Below are 17624 nucleotides of genomic sequence, written 5' to 3'. Positions count from 1 at the left end.
AGATAATTGGGGGAAGATGTGTCAATGAAACACGTATTCGGCCATTAGGGATAAGAAGGGCTACGTGATACTGTGTAGTAATGCACGACCTGACTGGTTTCCAGCGTGACCTGTTGTACGTGATTGCAGGCAAAGACGAACCGCATGGCCTCGCCATCAAAGAAGAACTCGAATCTTACTACGAAAAGGAGATTCACCACGGGCGGCTCTACCCGAACCTCGACACCCTCGTCGACAAGGGCCTCGTCGAAAAGGGCGAACTCGACCGTCGGACGAACTTCTACACGCTCACGCGTCGCGGCCGCCGCGAAATCGAAGCGCGCAAAGAGTGGGAAAAGCAGTACTTAGACGACGTCCTCAAGGCGACGGCGTAACACCACCACCTTCCTCCCGCTTTTCAGCCAACAGTACCACTGAGACACGTCTTTTTCCGTTGTGTCTCAGACTTGATTAAACAATCTAAATTATAGAATGGTATATATTAACGTGTGAGGACAGTAAGGTGTATGGTAAACAACTCTCGTCGTCGTTTTCTCAAAGCGAGTGGCCTTCTCGTGGGTGGGATTGCCGCCAGTCCAACCGTTTCCGCTACGGAGTCAACCAACCGGTTTATCGTCGAAACAAAACACCTGCGCGACCAGCAGCTCGCCGCGTCGGCTGTAAGCGTCGTCCACGACCTAGGCGACCTTGACTACGCCGTTGTCTCGGGAACGAAGTCGGCGGTCGCTGCCCTCGGTATCTCCTTTGCACCCGACCTCGTTTACGAACTCGACATTCCCGCGAGCGCGACCGAAACCGTAGACGAACCCGGCTACGCAATTCAGTGGGACAAGCAAGAACAGAACATCCCCGCCGTCCACGACGTGACGCGCGGTGAGGGCACGCGCGTTGCGGTCATCGACTCCGGCGTCTCTGCAGACCACCCTGACCTCCAACATGCGGTCAACACCGACCTCTCGCGGAACTTCACCGGCGACGGCTACGGCGCAGGTCGCGCCATCGGTGGCGGTCACGGCACGCACGTCGCGGGCATCATCGCCGCGAACGACCAGAACGATGAAGGCGTGACCGGCAGCGCCCCGGCCACCGAAATCATCGACTGTCGCGTGTTCTCGACCGGCCCCTCCGCGAGTTTCGGCGACATCCTCGCCGCGCTCGTGTACGCGGGACAGATTGGCTGTGACGCGGCGAACATGAGCCTCGGCGCGTACCCAGTTTCTCGAAGCGCAAACGGCCAGTTCTACGGGAAAGTGCTCAACCGAACCACCGCCTACGTGAGCAACCAACTCGGCACGCTCATCGTGGCGTCGTCGGGCAACGACGGCGCAGACCTCCAACACGACAGCAACGCCATCAGCCTGCCAAACGAGGCGGCAAACGTCATGAGCATCAGCGCGACCGGCCCCGTTGGCTACCTGTGGGGTGACGACGGCCTGCGAGAGGCGTTCGATTCGCCTGCGTTCTACACCAACTACGGTACGAACGCGGTCGACCTCGCCGCACCCGGCGGCGACGCGGACGTAGACGCCATCGACACCGGCGTCCCGTGGTTCTACGACCTCGTGTACAACACCTACGCCCTCCCGATCTACGACGAAGCCACGGACTCCTTTAGCATCCAAAACACCTACTCGTGGCTCGCCGGGACGAGCATGGCCGCCCCGCAGGTCGCTGCCGCCGCCGCACTCGTCAAAAGCGTGAATCCAGACTACTCTGCCGGTCAGGTTCGCAACGTCCTCGAACGCACCGCAAGCGTTCCAGAGGGCTACGGCAAGGAGTACTACGGCGCAGGGTTCGTCGACCCGCTCGCTGCGGTGTTGGACTGAACAAGAACTACTAACTGCGTTTTTGACCGTCCGTTGGGTGTGTCTCTCAACGATGTTGGTCTGTTCGTCGTCACTCTCGACCCGAGCGCGGAGTGTCTGCTGAGAGGTGGCGAGAACAGGAATTCGCGCTCCCCGATTTGAACGAAGTGAGACGGTCTCGTTCGCTTCGCTCACGAGCTGCGACTCACAGGCACAAATCGGGTCGAGAAGTCCCTCACATTCAACACCGGTTCGCTGCGCTCACGGGTGTTGAAGTTCAGTCCGCTCTCCCCGATTTGAACGGGGGACCAGTCGATCTACAGTCGACTGCTCTACCAGGCTGAGCTAAGAGCGGATACAATACAACGTAGGACGATTGTGCGACTTAAGAATTATTATTCGCACCCGGCGTGCGGATGCCGGGCAGACGACAGTCGTCAGACTGGTAGGAAAGTTAATATGCGTGGGAGACAACCCGTAAGACGATTGCAGAGATGAGCAAAATCACGTTTCGGGCAGACGATGACCTCGTTCGACGCTTAGAGGAGTTCGACTCCTCGAAGAGCGAGGTCATGCGCGAGGCGCTCAGGCAGTACCTCGACGCGAGTCCGACGCCCGAACCCGAGGCGTCTGCCGACAGCCTTGACGCCCTCGTCGCAGAGCGCGTGGACGCGCTCATCTCAGAACGACTCGACACGCTCATTGACGCCCGCCTTGGCGCGCACGGTCAGCGTGCACAGGACGTAAACGTCACCATCTCGCTCGAAGGCGACGGGGTACGCGCTCGCGAGACGGTACGTAAGACATCGGAGTCAGCGCCCCGCGAACAGCCGGAGAACGCGTGTGTCCAATGTGGTGAATCGCTCAACGGCGACCACGTGTACTGTCCAAACTGCGGTGAAAAAGCGACCCATCGCGTGTTCTGTGAGTGCGGCGATGAGGTGCGTTCAGACTGGGCGTTCTGCCCGAGCTGTGGCCGTCGGACACCGGCAGCGGACGTACTTGACCGACCGTAAACGCCGGACGAAAGCAAATTTTTGGGCGAGTGTCTTACAATCGCCACAACATTTATAACCCTTCAATTAGTGCATACTTCTGCGTAAGACGGTTGTCTTACAGACCGCCAAAGTAGGGGTGGAACGGTGCGACCTCTCTCGGTTTTGGTGTGTAAGACAAGTATGCGGGTGACCTGCATACGTACATCTTACAAAGGGGATATACCATGGAGCGTGTGACACTACGGATTCCAAAGCAGCAGATCGAGGAAGTTGAGCGAATGGTCGAAACGGGAGAGTTCCCGAATCGCAGTGAGGCCATTCGGTCGGCAGTCCGCGAGATGCTCAACGAACAGACAGAGGGCCGCGAGCCCACGAGCAAAAAGCGCAACTGGGCGAGGGTCTAACAATGCAAGACATCGTTCAATCAGCGCTTGAAAACTCGGAAGCAGAACAGCGAAAGATGTCCGACGCCTCGTCCACTGGTGACGAGTTTGGCGACCCACGAATCGTCATCGTCGGCGCGGGTGGTGCCGGTAACAACACCATCAACCGTCTGTACAACATCGGTGTCGAGGGCGCAGACACAATCGCCATCAACACCGACAAACAACACCTCAAGATGATTGAGGCGGACACCAAGATTCTCGTCGGCAAGTCGCTGACCCAGGGGCTTGGTGCCGGTGGCGACCCATCGATGGGCGAACGCGCAACCGAGATGGCCCAGGGGACCATCAAGGAAGTGCTCGGCGAGGCAGACCTCGTGTTCGTCACGGCAGGGATGGGTGGCGGGACGGGGACCGGTGCGGCACCCGTCGTCGCCAAAATCGCAAAAGAGCAAGGCGCAATCGTCGTCGGCATGGTCTCGACACCGTTCAACGTCGAGCGTGCCCGCACGGTGAAAGCAGAAGAGGGCCTTGAAAAGCTCCGCAACGCCGCGGACTCCATCATCGTCCTCGACAACAACCGCCTGCTCGACTACGTCCCGAACCTCCCAATCGGCAAGGCGTTCTCGGTCATGGACCAGATTATCGCCGAAACCGTAAAGGGCATCTCGGAGACGATTACCCAGCCGTCGCTCATCAACCTTGACTACGCCGACATGACCGCCATCATGAACCAAGGCGGCGTCGCCGTGATGCTCGTTGGTGAGACCCAAGACAAGAACAAGACTGAAGAAGTGGTGCGCGACGCGATGAACCACCCGCTGCTCGACGTGGACTACCGCGGCGCATCGGGTGGACTCGTCCACATCACTGGCGGCCCAGACCTCACACTCAAAGAGGCAGAGGGCATCGCCCAGAACATCACTGAACGGCTCGACGCCTCAGCGAACGTCATCTGGGGCGCGCGCATCCAAGAGGAGTACAAGGGCAAGGTTCGCGTCATGGCAATCATGACCGGCGTCCAGAGCGCCCAAATCCTCGGCCCATCGACGCAGAAACAGGCCAACCGCTCGCGCGCCAAACTCAACGAAGGTGGCGACGACAATGACGGCAACGGCATCAAGACGTTCGGTGCGCAGTCAGACGGCGGCCAGAACGAAGTCGAGAACAACAACGGCCTCGACGTCATCCGGTAAGACGTCGGACCCCATTCCAAGAACACCGGTTTTCATTTTTTTCGAACGACGAGCGACCCGCAATGTGACTCCGTTAGGAGTGCTCTCGTCGCGTCACCACGAACAGCATTGCGGTGACGACGGACACGACGCTTCCGACCACGAGCGGCCAGAGCGGAATCGGCGGGCCAGCACGAGGTGCCTCTCCGGGGACGTATGCGTCATTTCTGTACAGCGTAAGCCCCGATGAAGCGACCGCAACGGAGAAATCCTCGTGGTCTGTGAGTGCGTCGTACCGTCGATAGTCCACCTCGTGGGCAAGAATAACGTACTCGACACCGACCGCCGCGAGGCGTTCGCCAACGTCCTCGTCCGCGGGGTGTTCAAGGATGGCCGCCACCTCCCGGTGTGTTGGGTCGGTCGCCCGCGAGCGAACGTCACCGACTTCGAGATTCTCAGAGGCAACCACCGGTGTTTCGAAAAACAGGGGTGCGGGATTCGCGATACGACGGCCAGTCCACGAGAAGTCCATGTACTGGTGCCACGGGAGAAAGAGCGTCCGCGAATCGTCGGACGCGCCGACGAGGTAGTCGTTGGTGATGTGCCACGACTCGGGGTACGTCGTAGTCTCGACTTGCCCCGAAAAGCCCCCGAACATCGGTGCGGCGTACGCGAGTGGCGCGACGAGCACCAAACAGATGCACACCGCACGAAGAACGCGGTGCCGAGATGGGAGCGTCCGACGTTGATAGGAGACTGTGTCGCTTCGCTTCCCACCCTGCGAGAGGAGGTGTGAGACCCCGCGACCCCCGAGGAACGCGTAGGCGAAACAGAGCAGCCCGACAAATTTTTGCGAATCGCGCATGCCGCGAAACAGCGGAAGCACGTCCGCGAGCGTGCGAAACAGAGGGTCAGACAGTGACGTGCTCACGCCGAGACTCAACACGAAGGCGACGACGCCACAGAGGGCGACCCCGCCCACGAGTGGGTCATCGCTGTCCGTGACCGCACCACGAACGGCGAGATACAGCAGCCCACAGAATAGGCCGAAAACCACCCACGACGGCAGCAGTGAAAACGCCGTCAGATAGCCGCCGCGCCAGAAGCCATACAGCATCGACACGGAGAGGGGAACGTTTCCGACGATCGTCCCCCCTGCGCTGAAAACGGTGAGGTCGACCTCCGAGATGGTTGTGAGGCGGGTTCCACCAGTCACCCCCGCGGCGAGCGCAGGAAAGAGCCAGTAGGCGTTTACGAGGAGTGCACCCGCAGCAAACGTCGCAATTCGACGGACGAGCAGTGGTCTGTGTTGGTGATGTCGGAGAACGCTCACTACGTGCGTGACGAACAGACAGCCGCCAGCCACGGCAACCAGAACGGTTGCGTGCGGGTCGAACACGCTCACGAGCGTCGTCCACCCGACGGCACCGAGGAGCGTCCGCCGTCTGCCGCCATCGAGATACTGGGAGAGCGAGACGACGGCGAGTGGGACGAATGCATAGCCGATCAGGAAGTACCAGTGGCCCGCGAGCAGTCTGACGTACACGAACGGATTGAACGCGTAGAGCGTCCCCGCGAACAGCGCGGCCACACGGGGCTGGTCGCGACACGCGCGAACCATGCTCCAGCCACAACACACTGGGAGGCAGACGAGAATCACCTTCTGGATGAGCCAGTCGGGGGCGACCAGCGCCGCGGCGTCGAGCACCGCGAGAAACGGCAATCGGCCGTAATACAGCGGCCCCTTCGTGGTTAGCCCGAACTGGAGGTAGTCAGCCGTGGGCGCGAAAATCATATCCAGCGTGAGGAGATAGCCGGAGTCCAACAGCGGGTAGAACAAGAGCAGGCTCAACAGGAGAAAGTAGCCCACTGCGAAGGCGTCGTGGGACACGAGAACCGCGAGTCGGACACGGACGCGTCGAGTGGGTGTCTCGTTCATAACCCTAATCGGTCTGGTTGTTTGCGCGAGCGCCACCGCTTTCTGAGCGCGTTCGAGACGAGCACGGACAACACAACGAGCCACGCGCCCGCCCAGATGCGAACGACCCACGTTCTGAGTTCTCCACCCGTCCACCGAATCTCGTCGGGTTCGGCGTTCACGTAGCCGTTCGCCCAGCCGTAGGCGTGGAAGTGCTCTGCGTCCGCGGGGCCGACCCACCGGTCGTCATACGAGGTGGCCAACACCGTGACCGAGCGGTTGTCGAACGCGCCAAACCGCCAGTAGTCGAGGACGACGCCATCGGGATGGTTGTACGTGACAGCCGTTGCGCCATCTGGAACAACGGTTTCGAGGTCCTCCTCTGCGAGAAGAACACCCGCGCCTTGACGATACGATTCGTTGTAAACGAGTTGCTCATCGAGAACCGTCTCTGCGTCTCGGATGACCACATCCGCACCGACGGCGTCGGCTTCCGAGTTGTTGAGATTAACGGCGACGGCTGTGCCGAGCGTCTGATTGTCGTCGTAGCCGTCAACGACGACGCCGGGAATGTCGCCGCCGTTCGTCGTAAACCCGGTTTGTCGCGGGTAACTCGCGCGTTCGAGCGAGACAGATTCGACGGTGACTTGTGGGGAGTCAGGTCGAATGCGCACCGAGAGCGTGTCACCCTGTGCGAGAACCGTCGTCGCCGATTCGTTGAGCAGGTGGCTCTCGCGGGCGACGAGGTTGTCCTGGGACTTACTCCCGTCGTACCAGTAGAGGAACACGGTCGCGTTCCCGGCCCCTTCGACCGTCAACTCATAGGGCTGGTCGGCTTCGACTGTGGTTGATTGGGCGAGTGGGTATGGGTCGCCCGACTCGGTCACCATCTCAACTGCGTGGTCGCCGTCGTCAGTCTCGATGATGCGCGACTGGGTGCCGTTCTCCCCAGACCACACCCACCAGCCGTCGAGGTCGTCATCAAAGTCACCGTTCGCAATGCGGTTTTCGCCGTACGTTTCGACGGTGCCACGCGATGTTGGGTAGTAGAGGCGGTGGAGGCCGTCGTACTCTTCGAAGCGCGACACGTCGCGTGCGCCGTCGACGCGGTAGACGGTGTAGTCGGCCGTCTCGAAGGCTATGTCGTAGCCATCGCTTTCGGCGAGTCGCTCGTCGTAGTTCTCGCTACTTCCCCAGAGCCACGGCGCACCCCAGCGTTCGACGACGCGCGGCTGGCCGCGGTCGATATCGCCGGGCGGGTCGGACTCGACAACGACGTACTTCACGCCCTGTTTGGCGAGTTGTGGTCGAACCGCTTCGGGGTCGCGGGCGAACTTTTCGAACAGCGTCGTGACGTACCCCGCGTTCTGAATCCCCTGTGCGATGCCGCCGCTTTTGAGGCCGACGTGGTCGGGGTAGGTGTGGCGCAGGCGGAGCTGTGAGGTGTAGCCGTAGGGCACCCACATCACGGTTCCGTCGAGTTGGGCTGCGAGTTCGGCCTGCTCGTCGGGCACGTAGTAATCATCGCCGCGAACGTCCTGAAGGCCGAGTGCGCCCGCAGCGGGTGCGGCGTAGGCGACCAGCGAGAGCAAGACGACGCCGAGGACGACGGCGTTCGCCCGCGAAGGCGTCCCACCGTCGGTGAGCACGGGCCGCGTCGTTCGAGACGGTTGAGCGAGCGGGTGTGGCTCCGCGCGCGGGCCGACGAGCACCGTGTCCAAGCCAGCGCCGAACAGGAGGCTCATGCAGATGGTGAGTGGGTACTGGAGTTTCACCGGGTTTCTGAGCGACCACATCGGCGGGAACATCTCGAACAGCGGCGTCGTGAAGCCGTACTTCGTGAGCACCATGAACGAAACGATGAGCGACGCGATGGCGTAATACACCGTCAGTCGGCGCTGGCGGATGGCGAGCAGCGCGATGCCGGGGATGACCAAGCCAATCAACATTGCGGGGTCGTCGTTGTAGCCGAGTTGGTTCATCGCCATCACGCCGTGATTCCCCGCGAGGCGGACGACAGCGAGGACGCTCGCCTCCGTGTAGTTCCACATGAACGTGCTTTCGAGGACGCTTTGGCCGGAGTCGAACCCGAGCGCGCGCTGGAGCATGTGGTGGACGCTCGGCAGTGAGAGAATCACGCCAAGCACACCGGACACGCAGAGTTTGAGGATGGTGCGTGGCGACCATCGTGCGCGGTAGACGAGGTACGTCGCAAACGGCGCGACCATCCAGAAGCCGAGCCACGGGCTGACCGTCGTCGCGCCGAACACCGCGCCCGCTTTGAGCGTCGCTTCCCACGAATCGCCGTCCACGATGGCGTACAGGTAGTGCAACAGCAACGGGAGAAACGCGAAGCCGATGAGCGCGGCGACCCCGCCGTTTACGAACTCGCCGATGGTGAGTGGGTTGATTGCGTAGACGAACGCGGCGAGGTGGAGCGCCGGAATCGATTCGACGAACCGTCGGCCAAAGACGAGGAAGGTGAGATAACCCACCGGGATGAACGCGAAAAACAGCAGGTTCTGTGCGAGGACGCCACCGACGGCAGTTATCGCCCCGAGATATGCGGGCAGGACGTGGTAGATGTACGAGTAGCCAAGCCCCTGATTGACCCAGACGGTGGTGAACTTCCTGAGTCCGTCCATACCAAAGAATGGGGCGAAATCCCCGAACGTGTACAGGTTCCCGAGGGTGATGCCACGGAGGAGCACACCGTAGATGGCGAGGAAGCCGAGAAAGCACAGGCCGTGGCGCAGTCGGCTGTCATCGAGGCTTCGTGGGAGTGAAATCGGGCTATCGAGCGACATCTACAGGTATCCGAGGTCTTTGAGTTTCTGCTCTACGTGGGCGTCGTGTTCGACCACCCGTTCGACGTTGCGGTCGACAGGAACGTCTCTCCGTTGGGCGTTGTTCCCAAGCAAACCAGTGCTTTCTCCACGCATTTCCGTCGGAATATCGATGCCGAAGCCGTCGAGAATCGTCGGGGCGATGTCGTAGAGTCGGGGCGAGTCAAACGACACGTCTTCAACGTCCGGCCCGCGCGCGGTGAGGATACCGTTCCGGCGGTGATGGGCCGTTTTGTGATGCCGCCAGTTGCCGTCGTACTCGAACAGCACGCCGGGTTTCACGATGTCGCTGATGCCGTAGTCGGTGTGCTTGATGACGAGGTCTGGCACGCGCACGTCCGCGTCGGGGTAGATGTTCTCGCCGTAGTACACCTCCTCGATGACGCGCTTGCCGTCTCTGTCGGTGACTTCGAGCAGCTTACTGCGGATTTCGTCCGCAATCTGTTTGTTGCGCGTGTAGATGAGCGGTGCGAGGGCGACGGCGTCTGCCTCCCAGTCGATTTTGTCCTGTAAGCCCTCTAACTTGCGGTTGCCGGGCATCTGCCGGGCGACTTTCCGCAGGAAGCTTTCGGGGAGCACATCGAGGACGAACCCGGAGAGGCGAAGCTTCTGCATGAGCGCGAGCGCGCGGTCGTAATCGAGTCCGACCACGCCAAAGAGGTCGCCGAGGTCGAACCCCGAGTCGTCGATGTGAATGTAGCCCTGTTCTTCGAGCCACGTGTTGAGGTAAAAACGCCCCTTCGTGTAGCCAAACCCGTGGTCCGACATGAGCACCACATTCCACTCCTCGTCGAGTTGGTCGAGGAACCACGCGAGTTTCGCGTCCACTTCCTCCCAGAACGCCTTTGCGACGGGCGAGTCCCACTCGGTGTGTTGCACCGTGTCGGTCAGGTACAGCGTCATGTGGATGAAATCAGTTTTTTCGGTGAAGCCGAGTGCGGTCTGGAGTTTTTTCTCAACCGACGCAACCGCCCCGTCGATGTCGTCAGGGTCACGCGAGAGGTAGTATTCGGGAAGAATCGTGTACTCGTTGCGATTCAGCGTGCGTTCGAGGGTGGCGGGCCAGGTGTAGTCTTCCTGTTTCCCCGAAAAGGGGCCGCTTATCATCCAGCCGTCAATGTCCCGCGGCGGGTACGTCGTCGGCATGTTGATGACAGCACTTTGGTGGCCGTGCTCGCCGAGGTAATCCCAGATTTCGCGCGTGGTGAACGACTCGTTCGTGACCGTCTTGAACTGCTGGTCTTCGAAGTCGGGTTCGACGAACGTGAACACGCCGAGGTCGCCCGGATTCATTCCCGTCGAGTACACCTTCCACGCGGGCATCGACAGCGGCGGGATACAGCTGTCGAGTTCCGTCCGGCGTTCGTCTGCGAACGACTTGATGGTCGGCAGGTCGTCGAGCCACGGGTCGAGGAGGTCCCACGTCGCGCCGTCAAGCCCGATGACGCAGACCTTCATGGCGTTACCTCGGCGATGGTGACTGCGCTTTCTTGCGATGCTGGGTTGGTGGTAATGGAGATGGGGTTCATTGGAATCAACTGCAATGGAGGGAAAGAGACAGCAACTGCTGCCTGCGCGGACGAAGAGAGGGAGGGTTGCGTGTGGAATGACACAGGTGCGGTTTCTCGGTGTTTTGTGTTACACATAGCCGAGGTCCTCCAACCGCTGTTGGGCCATCCCCGAGACGCGAACGTCTGCGTGTTCGCCGTTTGGCCACGCTGGGAGCGCCCCGGTAAGCCGCCGTTCTACGGCTTCGGGGAGGGTCGTCGGTTCCTCTGCGGGCAGGTCGAAGCCGACCGACTGGTCGTCGCCTTTCGAGACGATGAGTTTCCAGCCATCGAAGTAGGCAGCTTTCTTTTCGTGGCCGTATCGCGCACTCTCGACGAGCGTGACGCGGTCTGTCGGGACGTCCGAGACGAGCGACGTGCCAGTCGTTTCGAGTGCCTCGTCTAACCCAGCACCGTCGAGCAAAGACGGTGTGAGGTCGATAAGCGAGGGCGTTCCGCCGTCAGGGGGTGCGAAATCGAAGCCATCGACCGCGAGCGGGACGCGCGTCAGCGATTCGTAGGGCGTTCCGCCGTGGTCGACGCAGTAGGCAGGCCGCGAGTCAGCGAAGTGGGCGGCGTCGAACGCCGTGTGCTCCCAGAACGCCTCGCCGTGATCGCCAGTGACGACGAGCGCCACGTCGCCGTCGAGGCGTTCTTTCAGGTTGTAGAAAAGTCGGCCGAGTTCGTCATCGACGAAGGCGAGTGCCGCGCGGTAGAGCTGTTTTCGATTCGTTCTGTAGCGCCGTCCGTCGGGGCCAGCCTCGGCCGTCTCGGTGTAGTCCCACGTCTTGAGGTTGGGGATCGACGCATCGACTTCGTACCGTCCCCAGTAGGGTGCGGGCGGGTCAACTGGCTCGTGAAGGTCTGCGAGATGGAGGTACGAAAACGTCTTCCCGGACTGTGCGTCCGCCCAGTCCAAGTAGTCGTCTACGAGCGTGTCTGCCGGGGCGTCGTCGTAGAGTGCGTGGGTGGCAAATCGGCCGCCAAGAGCAAAAAACGGCATGTGAAACGCAAAGCCGCCGTAGGTTTCGTAGCCCGCACTCCCGAACACGTCTGGCAGCGTTTCGCGGTCGTCAGGAAGTTTCGGCGGGATGACGAGGTCGGTCGCACCGGTGTCGGACTCGTCGGACTGGCGAATCGACCCGTGTTCGTGGGGGTATTCGCCGGTCACGAGCGAGGTGACGGCGGGAAACGTCCACGGTGCGGGCGTGACGAGGTCGCCCCACAAGCGGTCTGCAAGAAATGGGCTGTCTTCTGCAGTCACGACATCTGCCCGAAGCGCATCAACTACGACGCAGACAACGTGGTCTGGCGCGTCCGCGCTGGGCGTGCGTTTGGGAAGCGACTGGTGGCGATTCCTGTACGCCCGATTTCCCTTCGCCGTCAGCACGCGGTTGTACGGGCCGACGAGTCGCCGCTTGAGGGCATCGGGCATCGACTCCATGAGTTTCCGTTTGGCCACATCCACGCCACTCGAAACGAGATGCGCGTCGTCGTCGGTCATTTTCCGTCTCCCCAGATGCACACCGCGGGGGTGGCGCAGTCGCCACAGACGACGGCGTCGTACCCCTTGTACGTCGACTGGTCGAGCGACCCGTCACACGTTGGCTCTGGACACGGTTCCGCTTCGAGTTCGGTGAGGACGTCGGTCTGTTCGAGGTGGGTTGTTTCGACCGACTGGGCGTCCACCATCGTCTGGTCAACGGTGAGTTCGGTCATGGCAGCACACGCTCCTCGATGATTTCGACCATCCGGTCTGCGGTATCACCGATGGTGTATGCGTTTGCGGCCTCGGCGTTTTGCTGGGCCATCTCGTGGAGTCGGTCAGGGTCGTCCCACAGCGAACAGAGCTTCGCCGCCAGCGCCGAGGCGTCTCCGGGTGGGACGAACGCTGCGGCCCCGCCGGTTTCAACGGTTGAGGTGCGCATCCCGCCAACGTCGTAGCTCACGACTGGCGTGCCGTAGGTTTTGGCGAGTTGGAACACACCGCTTACGCCCGTACACGTCCGGTACGGCATGATGACGACCGAAGTGTGTTGCCAGACGTCGTCCATCTCGTCGTCCTCGACGTAGCCGTGGAAGTGAACGCCCGGCCGGTCGCCGTACGCTTTTTCGAGGTCTTGGCGGTGGGTCGGGAAGCCGGGATGTGAGTCACCCGCGATGTAGAGTTCTGCGTCCGGGATGGCTGCACGAACCTCAGAGAACGCCTCGACCACTGTCTCGATGTCCTTCGTCGGGCTGAGGTGGCCAAACACCATGATGCGGAACGGGTCGGGTATCTGTTGGACCCCACCGTCCGCGCACGCGAACGTCCCGTGTGGGACGTGAAAGACGTCCTTCGAGTAGTAGCGGTCGGTGAGGATGTCGAGGTACTCTTCTGAGGTGACGGTCGAGGCGTCCCCGAGCAAGAGCAGTTGGGTCGCCGCTCGCGCACCGACCTGTTCGATGAGGCCGATGTTCTCGTCTATCATCTCTTCTTCGACGACTTCGAGTAGGTCGTGCATCGTCGTGATGACGTTCATGCCGTAGACGCGGCTGAGCAACGGCGGCAACACGAGGCCGATGAACCGGTGGACGTTCTCGTTGCCGAAGTAGGTCATGTGGATGTTGAAGTGAACCACGTCGTAGTCGCCTGCGACGAGTTCTTCGAGCAACGCGCTCGCGCCGTCGAACGAGTCGCGGTCCCAAACGCGACGAACTTCGTAGCCACGGCGGAACTCGACGGGCGGTGCGGTGTCCGTCCGCCGAGCGAGCACCGTCACGTCGAGGTCGTCGCGCTGGCCGTAGGCTCGGGCCAACTCCTCGCCGTACTCCGCGAGGTGCCCGCGGTTTGGCGGGTGCGACGTGATGAGCGCGACAGACAGCTTGTCGTCGCGGTCGTGGATGGGAATCGGCCCGCGAAGCGATCGGCGAATCCGGAACAGTGACCGGAGCATGTCGGGGGCGTCGCGGGTGGGCGAGACGCTGCTGTCGCCGGGGTCGTCCCACTCGATTGCGACCTCGCTCACCTCGTAGCCGTGGCGGTGGACGCGGGCGACGAACTCCGTGTCGAAGGCGAACCCCTCTTCGCTCATCCACGGCGAAACCTGTTCCCACACCTCTGCACGGAACGCCTTCGCGCCACACTGGAGGTCTTCGATTTGTACCCGCGTCATGCGGCGGGCGAGCGAACGGTAGCCCTTTGCGAGCCACTGTCGGGCCGGCGTCTGTGAGAGCCGACAGCTGCCTTCGAGGTCGCGCGACCCGACCGTCACCGCGGCGGAATGGGATTCAACCACCGAGTAGAGTCGGTCAAGTTCTGCGACGGGAATCGCCCGGTCTGCGTCCACGTAGCCGAGAATATCGCCCGCCGCGGCGTCGAGGCCGTCGCTGAGCGCGCCACCCTTTCCGCGTCGGGTGTCGCTCAGCGAGACGGTCGTTCGACCATCCTCTGCGAGCGTCGAGAGTCGCGCTTCGAGGTCGGGTGTCGAGTCGTCTGCACAGACGACGACCTCGTCCCACCCTGCGTCGTACAGGTCAGAGACGAGCGCGGATACCGTATCCGGCTGTTCGCCGTACACGGGCACGACGACCGAGCGAGTTTGGTTTGCGGACGATGCTGGCTGAACAGGAGTGGAATCAGTTTTACTCATGAGTACACCTCAAACAGGCCGAGTGCGAACAGGCCCACATTCACGACAAAGAGAATTTGGACGAACTGGAGCAGCGAGCCGTGGAACGCCCACATCAGGGCGATTTCCAGGAGCGAGCCAGCCGTAAACAGGTAGACAAACCGGTTCTGGTCGAGTGCGAGTTGGAAGTTCAGCGTCACACTCGACAGCGCAAACGCAAAGACCGCAATCCCATACCACGGGAGCACGGCGGCCGCATCGGCGTAGGGCATCCCGTAGAACGCAGTCAGCACGAAGTGGGGGAACAGCGCGAACAACGCGGCTCCAGCCCCCGCGATGACGGCCGTGTAGAACAGCGCCCGGGTGAGCAGGCTTCGGCGCTCGTCTGTCGTCCGGTGGCCCGACACTTTGGGAAACAGCGCCGTGCTGATGCCCATCGGGAGGAAGATGAGGATTTTCCCGAGCACCGAGGCTGCGGCGTACAGTCCCGCGGTATGGCTCGGGAAGAAGTGTTTGACGAGAATGACGTCGACCGTCGTCGGCACGGTCAGACAGAATCCGGCGAGCACGGCCGGGAGGGTGTATGTGTAGGCCCGACTGTACTCGAACTCGAACGAGGTTCGCTCGTTGCCGAGGTTTCTGAAAACGTGCGCCGTAGAGAGCCCGAACAGGAGCACAGAGGAGATGACGAGCGCGCCGAACGCGCCGGACACGCCGTAGCCGAGGGTGACGAGGCCGACGCCGAAGGCGAGTTTGACCCCGGCGAGCAGCACCTTGTAGCCGCCGAGCGTCGGGAACCACTGGAGCCCTTGGAAGGTTCCGAAGTTCGCCGTGAGCGCGAGCCCGAACGGCGCGGTTCCCGCGATGGCGATGAGCAACAGCGGCGTCGAGACGCCGAGGAAGTCACCGAGGAGCGGTGTGCTCAGAGCGAGCACCACGAAAACGACGCAGCTGAACACCAGCGATTTGCGGAGAAAACCGCGATGGAATGCGCTGAGTGCGGCTGTGTCTTCTGAGAGTTCGGCGCTAAAGCGCGTCGCGCTGAAGCGAATCCCCCGTCCGAGGACGTTCACGAGATAGAACAGCGCGAACAGCGCGCCGAACACGCCGTACTGTTCGGGGCCGAGTGCCCGCCCCATAAACACCTGATAGGCGTAGTTGAGCGCCCCACTCGCGGCGGTTGCGACGGCCATCACGCTACCGTGGTGGAGTAAGTCGTCGCTGAGGACGTACTGTCTGAGGGTGGCGACCGGCTCGGTGGCGAACTGTCGAGCTGTAAAACTGTTGTCTGGGGCCATGAGCTACGGGAGAACCACTCCGAACGAACCGAAGAGATTCGCAATCAGCCCCCGGAAGAAGTCCCCAATTACGGCCACCCACGAGCCAACGCCACCCAGCGGCTGGTCGTCGCTGTCTCGGCCCTTGTCTTTGTCTTTATCCTTGCCCTTGTTGCCGTCTTTCTCCTTGTCTCCGTCACCCGCGCCAACGGCGTCGTCTTCCTCACTCGGAATCGTTACGTCGAAGTCGAATACGTTCGACTCGTCGGCTTGTCCGCCGTCGGCGGAAACGGCGAGTTGACTCTCGTAAGAACCGTGCTTGAAGGCGTTTGCGTCGATGGAAATCGTGTACTCATACGCTGGCTCATTGTCGTAGCCATAGCCGTACCCATAGCCGTATCCATAGCCGTACCCGTAGCCAAAGTCCGGGTTGGGGCGCTTGATGGGCGTGATTTCGATTGTGCTTGCAATCCGTCGGACGTGGATGCGGTTGTCAACCGTCCCGCGTTCTGGGGAGATGTCGAGGACGGTACCGTCTGGAGCGAACGTCACCATGACCGTTTTCTCTGGATTCGCCGTCGGCCAAATCGTGTAGGTGAATTCGGTCGGTGAGAACTGGTCGCTCGGGCGGATATCGACTTCCGCCGTGACGGTGAGCCGTTCGTTGGTATCAATCTCATCTGGGCCGTGCAGAACCGTGTTGAGAGCTCCTGCTGGCGTGGCCGCTACCACGAGCGAGCCGAGCAAGCCCGCGGTGATGACGAGCGCCAGCACTTCGCGTCTGTTCGCGGACAATACCCGCGAGAGGAAGGCTATGCGCGACATACAGGGCCCTCATTGCGCCGTCTCCACTGGCGAATCGGCTTGGCGTAGTGGTGAAATGTGCGTGTGCGCTGGAAGTTTGCGGACGGTGCGACCGAAAAAGTCGGGATGGGTGGCGCGGCTGGATTTGATTTCATAGCATGTAAGTTGTGATAGCATAAGTGTAGACATTCATATTATTATCTAGAGAAAATTTTTAAATTAAATGAATAGTGATGCATAGAATGTACGGATATTCACGAAAAGAACAGCTGTTCACAAACTGAACGCGAGACGCAGAACGCAGGAATTATTCAGAGGAAATCGAGGGTTCGTGTGCCCGTCGCCGATACGCTTCGTAGAGGTCAGTCCCCCACTCGATGACGTCTGGCTGGTCGTTCTGTACGACGCCGCGAAGCGAACCGTCTTCGTAAAAGACGAGACAAAGTTGGGCGGTCGGCTCGTCGATGAGGATAAGGCCGTACGGAAGCGTTTCGTCGGTCACAAACACGGTCAGACCCATCGAGAGCGCCTCTTTGAGTTGCTCAGGCCACGTTTCGGCGAGGTAGTCGAAAACGTCAGGTGAGATGATGAGTTCTGCATCCAACGTCTCTTCGGTCACCTTCTCGTGAAAGAGCGAGACGTACCGGCCGACGACGACGGGAGAGAATCCGCGGATTTTGGTCGCGTCCTCGACGATAGATTCGATTTCGGCGATTGGTTTTTCCGGCGCGAACGGCACTGCCCTCGTAAACTTCGCGTCCTGAAACACACGTCCAGAGAGGTGAGACGGGTCGTCGAGGGCGAGAATCAGGTCACGATTTTCGTGAATGGTCTCCGTTTCTGCGATGTACGACTGGTACTGGTCGAAAAAAAGACTCCCATAGCTCGTAAGCACGTACCCACGTGGAGTCTCTGTGACAACTTCGTGCTCAATCAGTTGCTTCAAACAGCGATGGACGGTCGGACGGGAAACTGAAACGGCATCCGTCAGCGTCCGAATATCGACTGGCCCGGCCCGTATTTGTGCGACCACATCGTCCCGCCGAAGAAGAAGGCGCAACAACTCCTTCATTTTAGTCATAGTATCTGATATTCATATCACCCAAAGTAGTTACCGGAAATAATTGATTTGTTATAATAAATTTCGAGAACAGTTCAAAGCCTTTCATAATATCGGTAGAGATAACATATTTGTGAGGTTTGTCAGACGTGCGTGTGACGGTGCGTTCCTTACTGGTACCCAAACAGCTATACAGCTAT

General features: G+C 60.8%; 14 protein-coding genes and 1 tRNA gene. 5 read left to right on the top strand and 10 right to left on the bottom strand.

Annotated features, from left to right (window positions below; genetic code table 11):
* Positions 1 to 80 precede the first annotated feature (80 nt).
* Together V5N12_RS05235 and V5N12_RS05230 are read left to right on the top strand one after the other, a co-directional pair.
* Entirely contained in the window at positions 81 to 374 is a 294-nt protein-coding gene (locus V5N12_RS05235; protein WP_332898095.1) for a PadR family transcriptional regulator, read from the top strand.
* Between the two features lie 132 nt (positions 375 to 506).
* Entirely contained in the window at positions 507 to 1826 is a 1320-nt protein-coding gene (locus V5N12_RS05230) for a S8 family peptidase (protein ID WP_332898094.1), read from the top strand.
* A 260-nt stretch (positions 1827 to 2086) separates the two neighbouring features.
* On the opposite strand, the gene V5N12_RS05225 is transcribed toward V5N12_RS05230, so the two are convergent.
* Positions 2087 to 2160 (bottom strand) — tRNA-Tyr (locus V5N12_RS05225).
* Positions 2161 to 2299: 139 nt separating this feature from the next.
* On the opposite strand from V5N12_RS05225, the gene V5N12_RS05220 reads away from it, so the two are divergent.
* From V5N12_RS05220 to ftsZ, 3 genes are all read left to right on the top strand, one after another.
* Positions 2300 to 2821: a double zinc ribbon domain-containing protein gene (locus tag V5N12_RS05220; protein ID WP_332898093.1), complete on the top strand. Its 522-nt coding sequence runs from the start codon at positions 2300 to 2302 to the stop codon at positions 2819 to 2821.
* A gap of 206 nt (positions 2822 to 3027) precedes the next feature.
* Positions 3028 to 3207 (top strand): ribbon-helix-helix domain-containing protein, encoded by a 180-nt coding sequence (locus V5N12_RS05215; RefSeq protein WP_332898092.1) that lies wholly within the window; start codon positions 3028 to 3030, stop codon positions 3205 to 3207.
* A gap of 2 nt (positions 3208 to 3209) precedes the next feature.
* Positions 3210 to 4382: a cell division protein FtsZ gene (ftsZ, locus tag V5N12_RS05210; RefSeq protein ID WP_332898091.1), complete on the top strand. Its 1173-nt coding sequence runs from the start codon at positions 3210 to 3212 to the stop codon at positions 4380 to 4382.
* A 73-nt stretch (positions 4383 to 4455) separates the two neighbouring features.
* Here ftsZ and V5N12_RS05205 read toward each other — a convergent pair whose 3' ends face one another.
* The 9 genes from V5N12_RS05205 to V5N12_RS05165 all read right to left on the bottom strand — a co-directional run bounded on the left by V5N12_RS05205 (position 4456) and on the right by V5N12_RS05165 (position 17436).
* Positions 4456 to 6300, bottom strand: coding sequence for an alpha-(1->3)-arabinofuranosyltransferase domain-containing protein (locus V5N12_RS05205; protein WP_332898090.1), 1845 nt, complete (start codon positions 6298 to 6300; stop codon positions 4456 to 4458).
* Positions 6297 to 9086 carry a hypothetical protein gene (locus V5N12_RS05200; protein WP_332898089.1) on the bottom strand — a complete coding sequence of 930 codons (2790 nt, stop codon included), beginning with the start codon at positions 9084 to 9086 and terminating at the stop codon, positions 6297 to 6299. The genes V5N12_RS05205 and V5N12_RS05200 overlap by 4 nt, the downstream gene beginning before the upstream one ends.
* Positions 9087 to 10583 carry an alkaline phosphatase family protein gene (locus tag V5N12_RS05195; RefSeq protein ID WP_332898088.1) on the bottom strand — a complete coding sequence of 499 codons (1497 nt, stop codon included), beginning with the start codon at positions 10581 to 10583 and terminating at the stop codon, positions 9087 to 9089.
* Between the two features lie 180 nt (positions 10584 to 10763).
* On the bottom strand, positions 10764 to 12176 hold the full coding sequence (locus V5N12_RS05190) for a sulfatase-like hydrolase/transferase (protein ID WP_332898087.1): 1413 nt from the start codon (positions 12174 to 12176) through the stop codon (positions 10764 to 10766).
* On the bottom strand, positions 12173 to 12391 hold the full coding sequence (locus V5N12_RS05185; protein ID WP_332898086.1) for a hypothetical protein: 219 nt from the start codon (positions 12389 to 12391) through the stop codon (positions 12173 to 12175). Before V5N12_RS05185 ends, V5N12_RS05190 begins: the two co-directional genes overlap by 4 nt.
* The gene (locus V5N12_RS05180; RefSeq protein ID WP_332898085.1) at positions 12388 to 14304 is read right to left on the bottom strand and encodes a glycosyltransferase; all 1917 of its coding nucleotides are present in this window, start codon (positions 14302 to 14304) and stop codon (positions 12388 to 12390) included. Before V5N12_RS05180 ends, V5N12_RS05185 begins: the two co-directional genes overlap by 4 nt.
* Positions 14301 to 15581 carry a hypothetical protein gene (locus V5N12_RS05175; RefSeq protein ID WP_332898084.1) on the bottom strand — a complete coding sequence of 427 codons (1281 nt, stop codon included), beginning with the start codon at positions 15579 to 15581 and terminating at the stop codon, positions 14301 to 14303. The genes V5N12_RS05180 and V5N12_RS05175 overlap by 4 nt, the downstream gene beginning before the upstream one ends.
* Positions 15582 to 15584: 3 nt before the next feature.
* The gene (locus V5N12_RS05170) at positions 15585 to 16385 is read right to left on the bottom strand and encodes a hypothetical protein (protein ID WP_332898083.1); all 801 of its coding nucleotides are present in this window, start codon (positions 16383 to 16385) and stop codon (positions 15585 to 15587) included.
* 286 nt (positions 16386 to 16671) lie between these two features.
* Complete coding sequence (locus V5N12_RS05165) at positions 16672 to 17436, bottom strand: helix-turn-helix transcriptional regulator (RefSeq protein WP_442904956.1); 765 nt, start codon at positions 17434 to 17436, stop codon at positions 16672 to 16674.
* Positions 17437 to 17624: the final 188 nt, after the last annotated feature.

It is taken from the genome of Haladaptatus sp. CMSO5, from assembly GCF_036689885.1.
Taxonomy (GTDB): Archaea; Halobacteriota; Halobacteria; order Halobacteriales; family Halococcaceae; genus QDMS2.
This window is presented reverse-complemented; position numbering and strand designations above follow the sequence as displayed.

What these genes read in the sequence shown, in the direction of transcription:
- V5N12_RS05235 (WP_332898095.1), top strand. Translation starts at nt 81, where the DNA reads ATGCACGACCTGACTGGTTTCCAGCGTGACCTGTTGTACGTGATTGCA.
- V5N12_RS05230 (WP_332898094.1), top strand. Translation starts at nt 507, where the DNA reads ATGGTAAACAACTCTCGTCGTCGTTTTCTCAAAGCGAGTGGCCTTCTC.
- V5N12_RS05220 (WP_332898093.1), top strand. Translation starts at nt 2,300, where the DNA reads ATGAGCAAAATCACGTTTCGGGCAGACGATGACCTCGTTCGACGCTTA.
- V5N12_RS05215 (WP_332898092.1), top strand. Translation starts at nt 3,028, where the DNA reads ATGGAGCGTGTGACACTACGGATTCCAAAGCAGCAGATCGAGGAAGTT.
- ftsZ (WP_332898091.1), top strand. Translation starts at nt 3,210, where the DNA reads ATGCAAGACATCGTTCAATCAGCGCTTGAAAACTCGGAAGCAGAACAG.
- V5N12_RS05205 (WP_332898090.1), bottom strand. Translation starts at nt 6,300, where the DNA reads ATGAACGAGACACCCACTCGACGCGTCCGTGTCCGACTCGCGGTTCTC.
- V5N12_RS05200 (WP_332898089.1), bottom strand. Translation starts at nt 9,086, where the DNA reads ATGTCGCTCGATAGCCCGATTTCACTCCCACGAAGCCTCGATGACAGC.
- V5N12_RS05195 (WP_332898088.1), bottom strand. Translation starts at nt 10,583, where the DNA reads ATGAAGGTCTGCGTCATCGGGCTTGACGGCGCGACGTGGGACCTCCTC.
- V5N12_RS05190 (WP_332898087.1), bottom strand. Translation starts at nt 12,176, where the DNA reads ATGACCGACGACGACGCGCATCTCGTTTCGAGTGGCGTGGATGTGGCC.
- V5N12_RS05185 (WP_332898086.1), bottom strand. Translation starts at nt 12,391, where the DNA reads ATGACCGAACTCACCGTTGACCAGACGATGGTGGACGCCCAGTCGGTC.
- V5N12_RS05180 (WP_332898085.1), bottom strand. Translation starts at nt 14,304, where the DNA reads ATGAGTAAAACTGATTCCACTCCTGTTCAGCCAGCATCGTCCGCAAAC.
- V5N12_RS05175 (WP_332898084.1), bottom strand. Translation starts at nt 15,581, where the DNA reads ATGGCCCCAGACAACAGTTTTACAGCTCGACAGTTCGCCACCGAGCCG.
- V5N12_RS05170 (WP_332898083.1), bottom strand. Translation starts at nt 16,385, where the DNA reads ATGTCGCGCATAGCCTTCCTCTCGCGGGTATTGTCCGCGAACAGACGC.
- V5N12_RS05165 (WP_442904956.1), bottom strand. Translation starts at nt 17,436, where the DNA reads ATGAAGGAGTTGTTGCGCCTTCTTCTTCGGCGGGACGATGTGGTCGCA.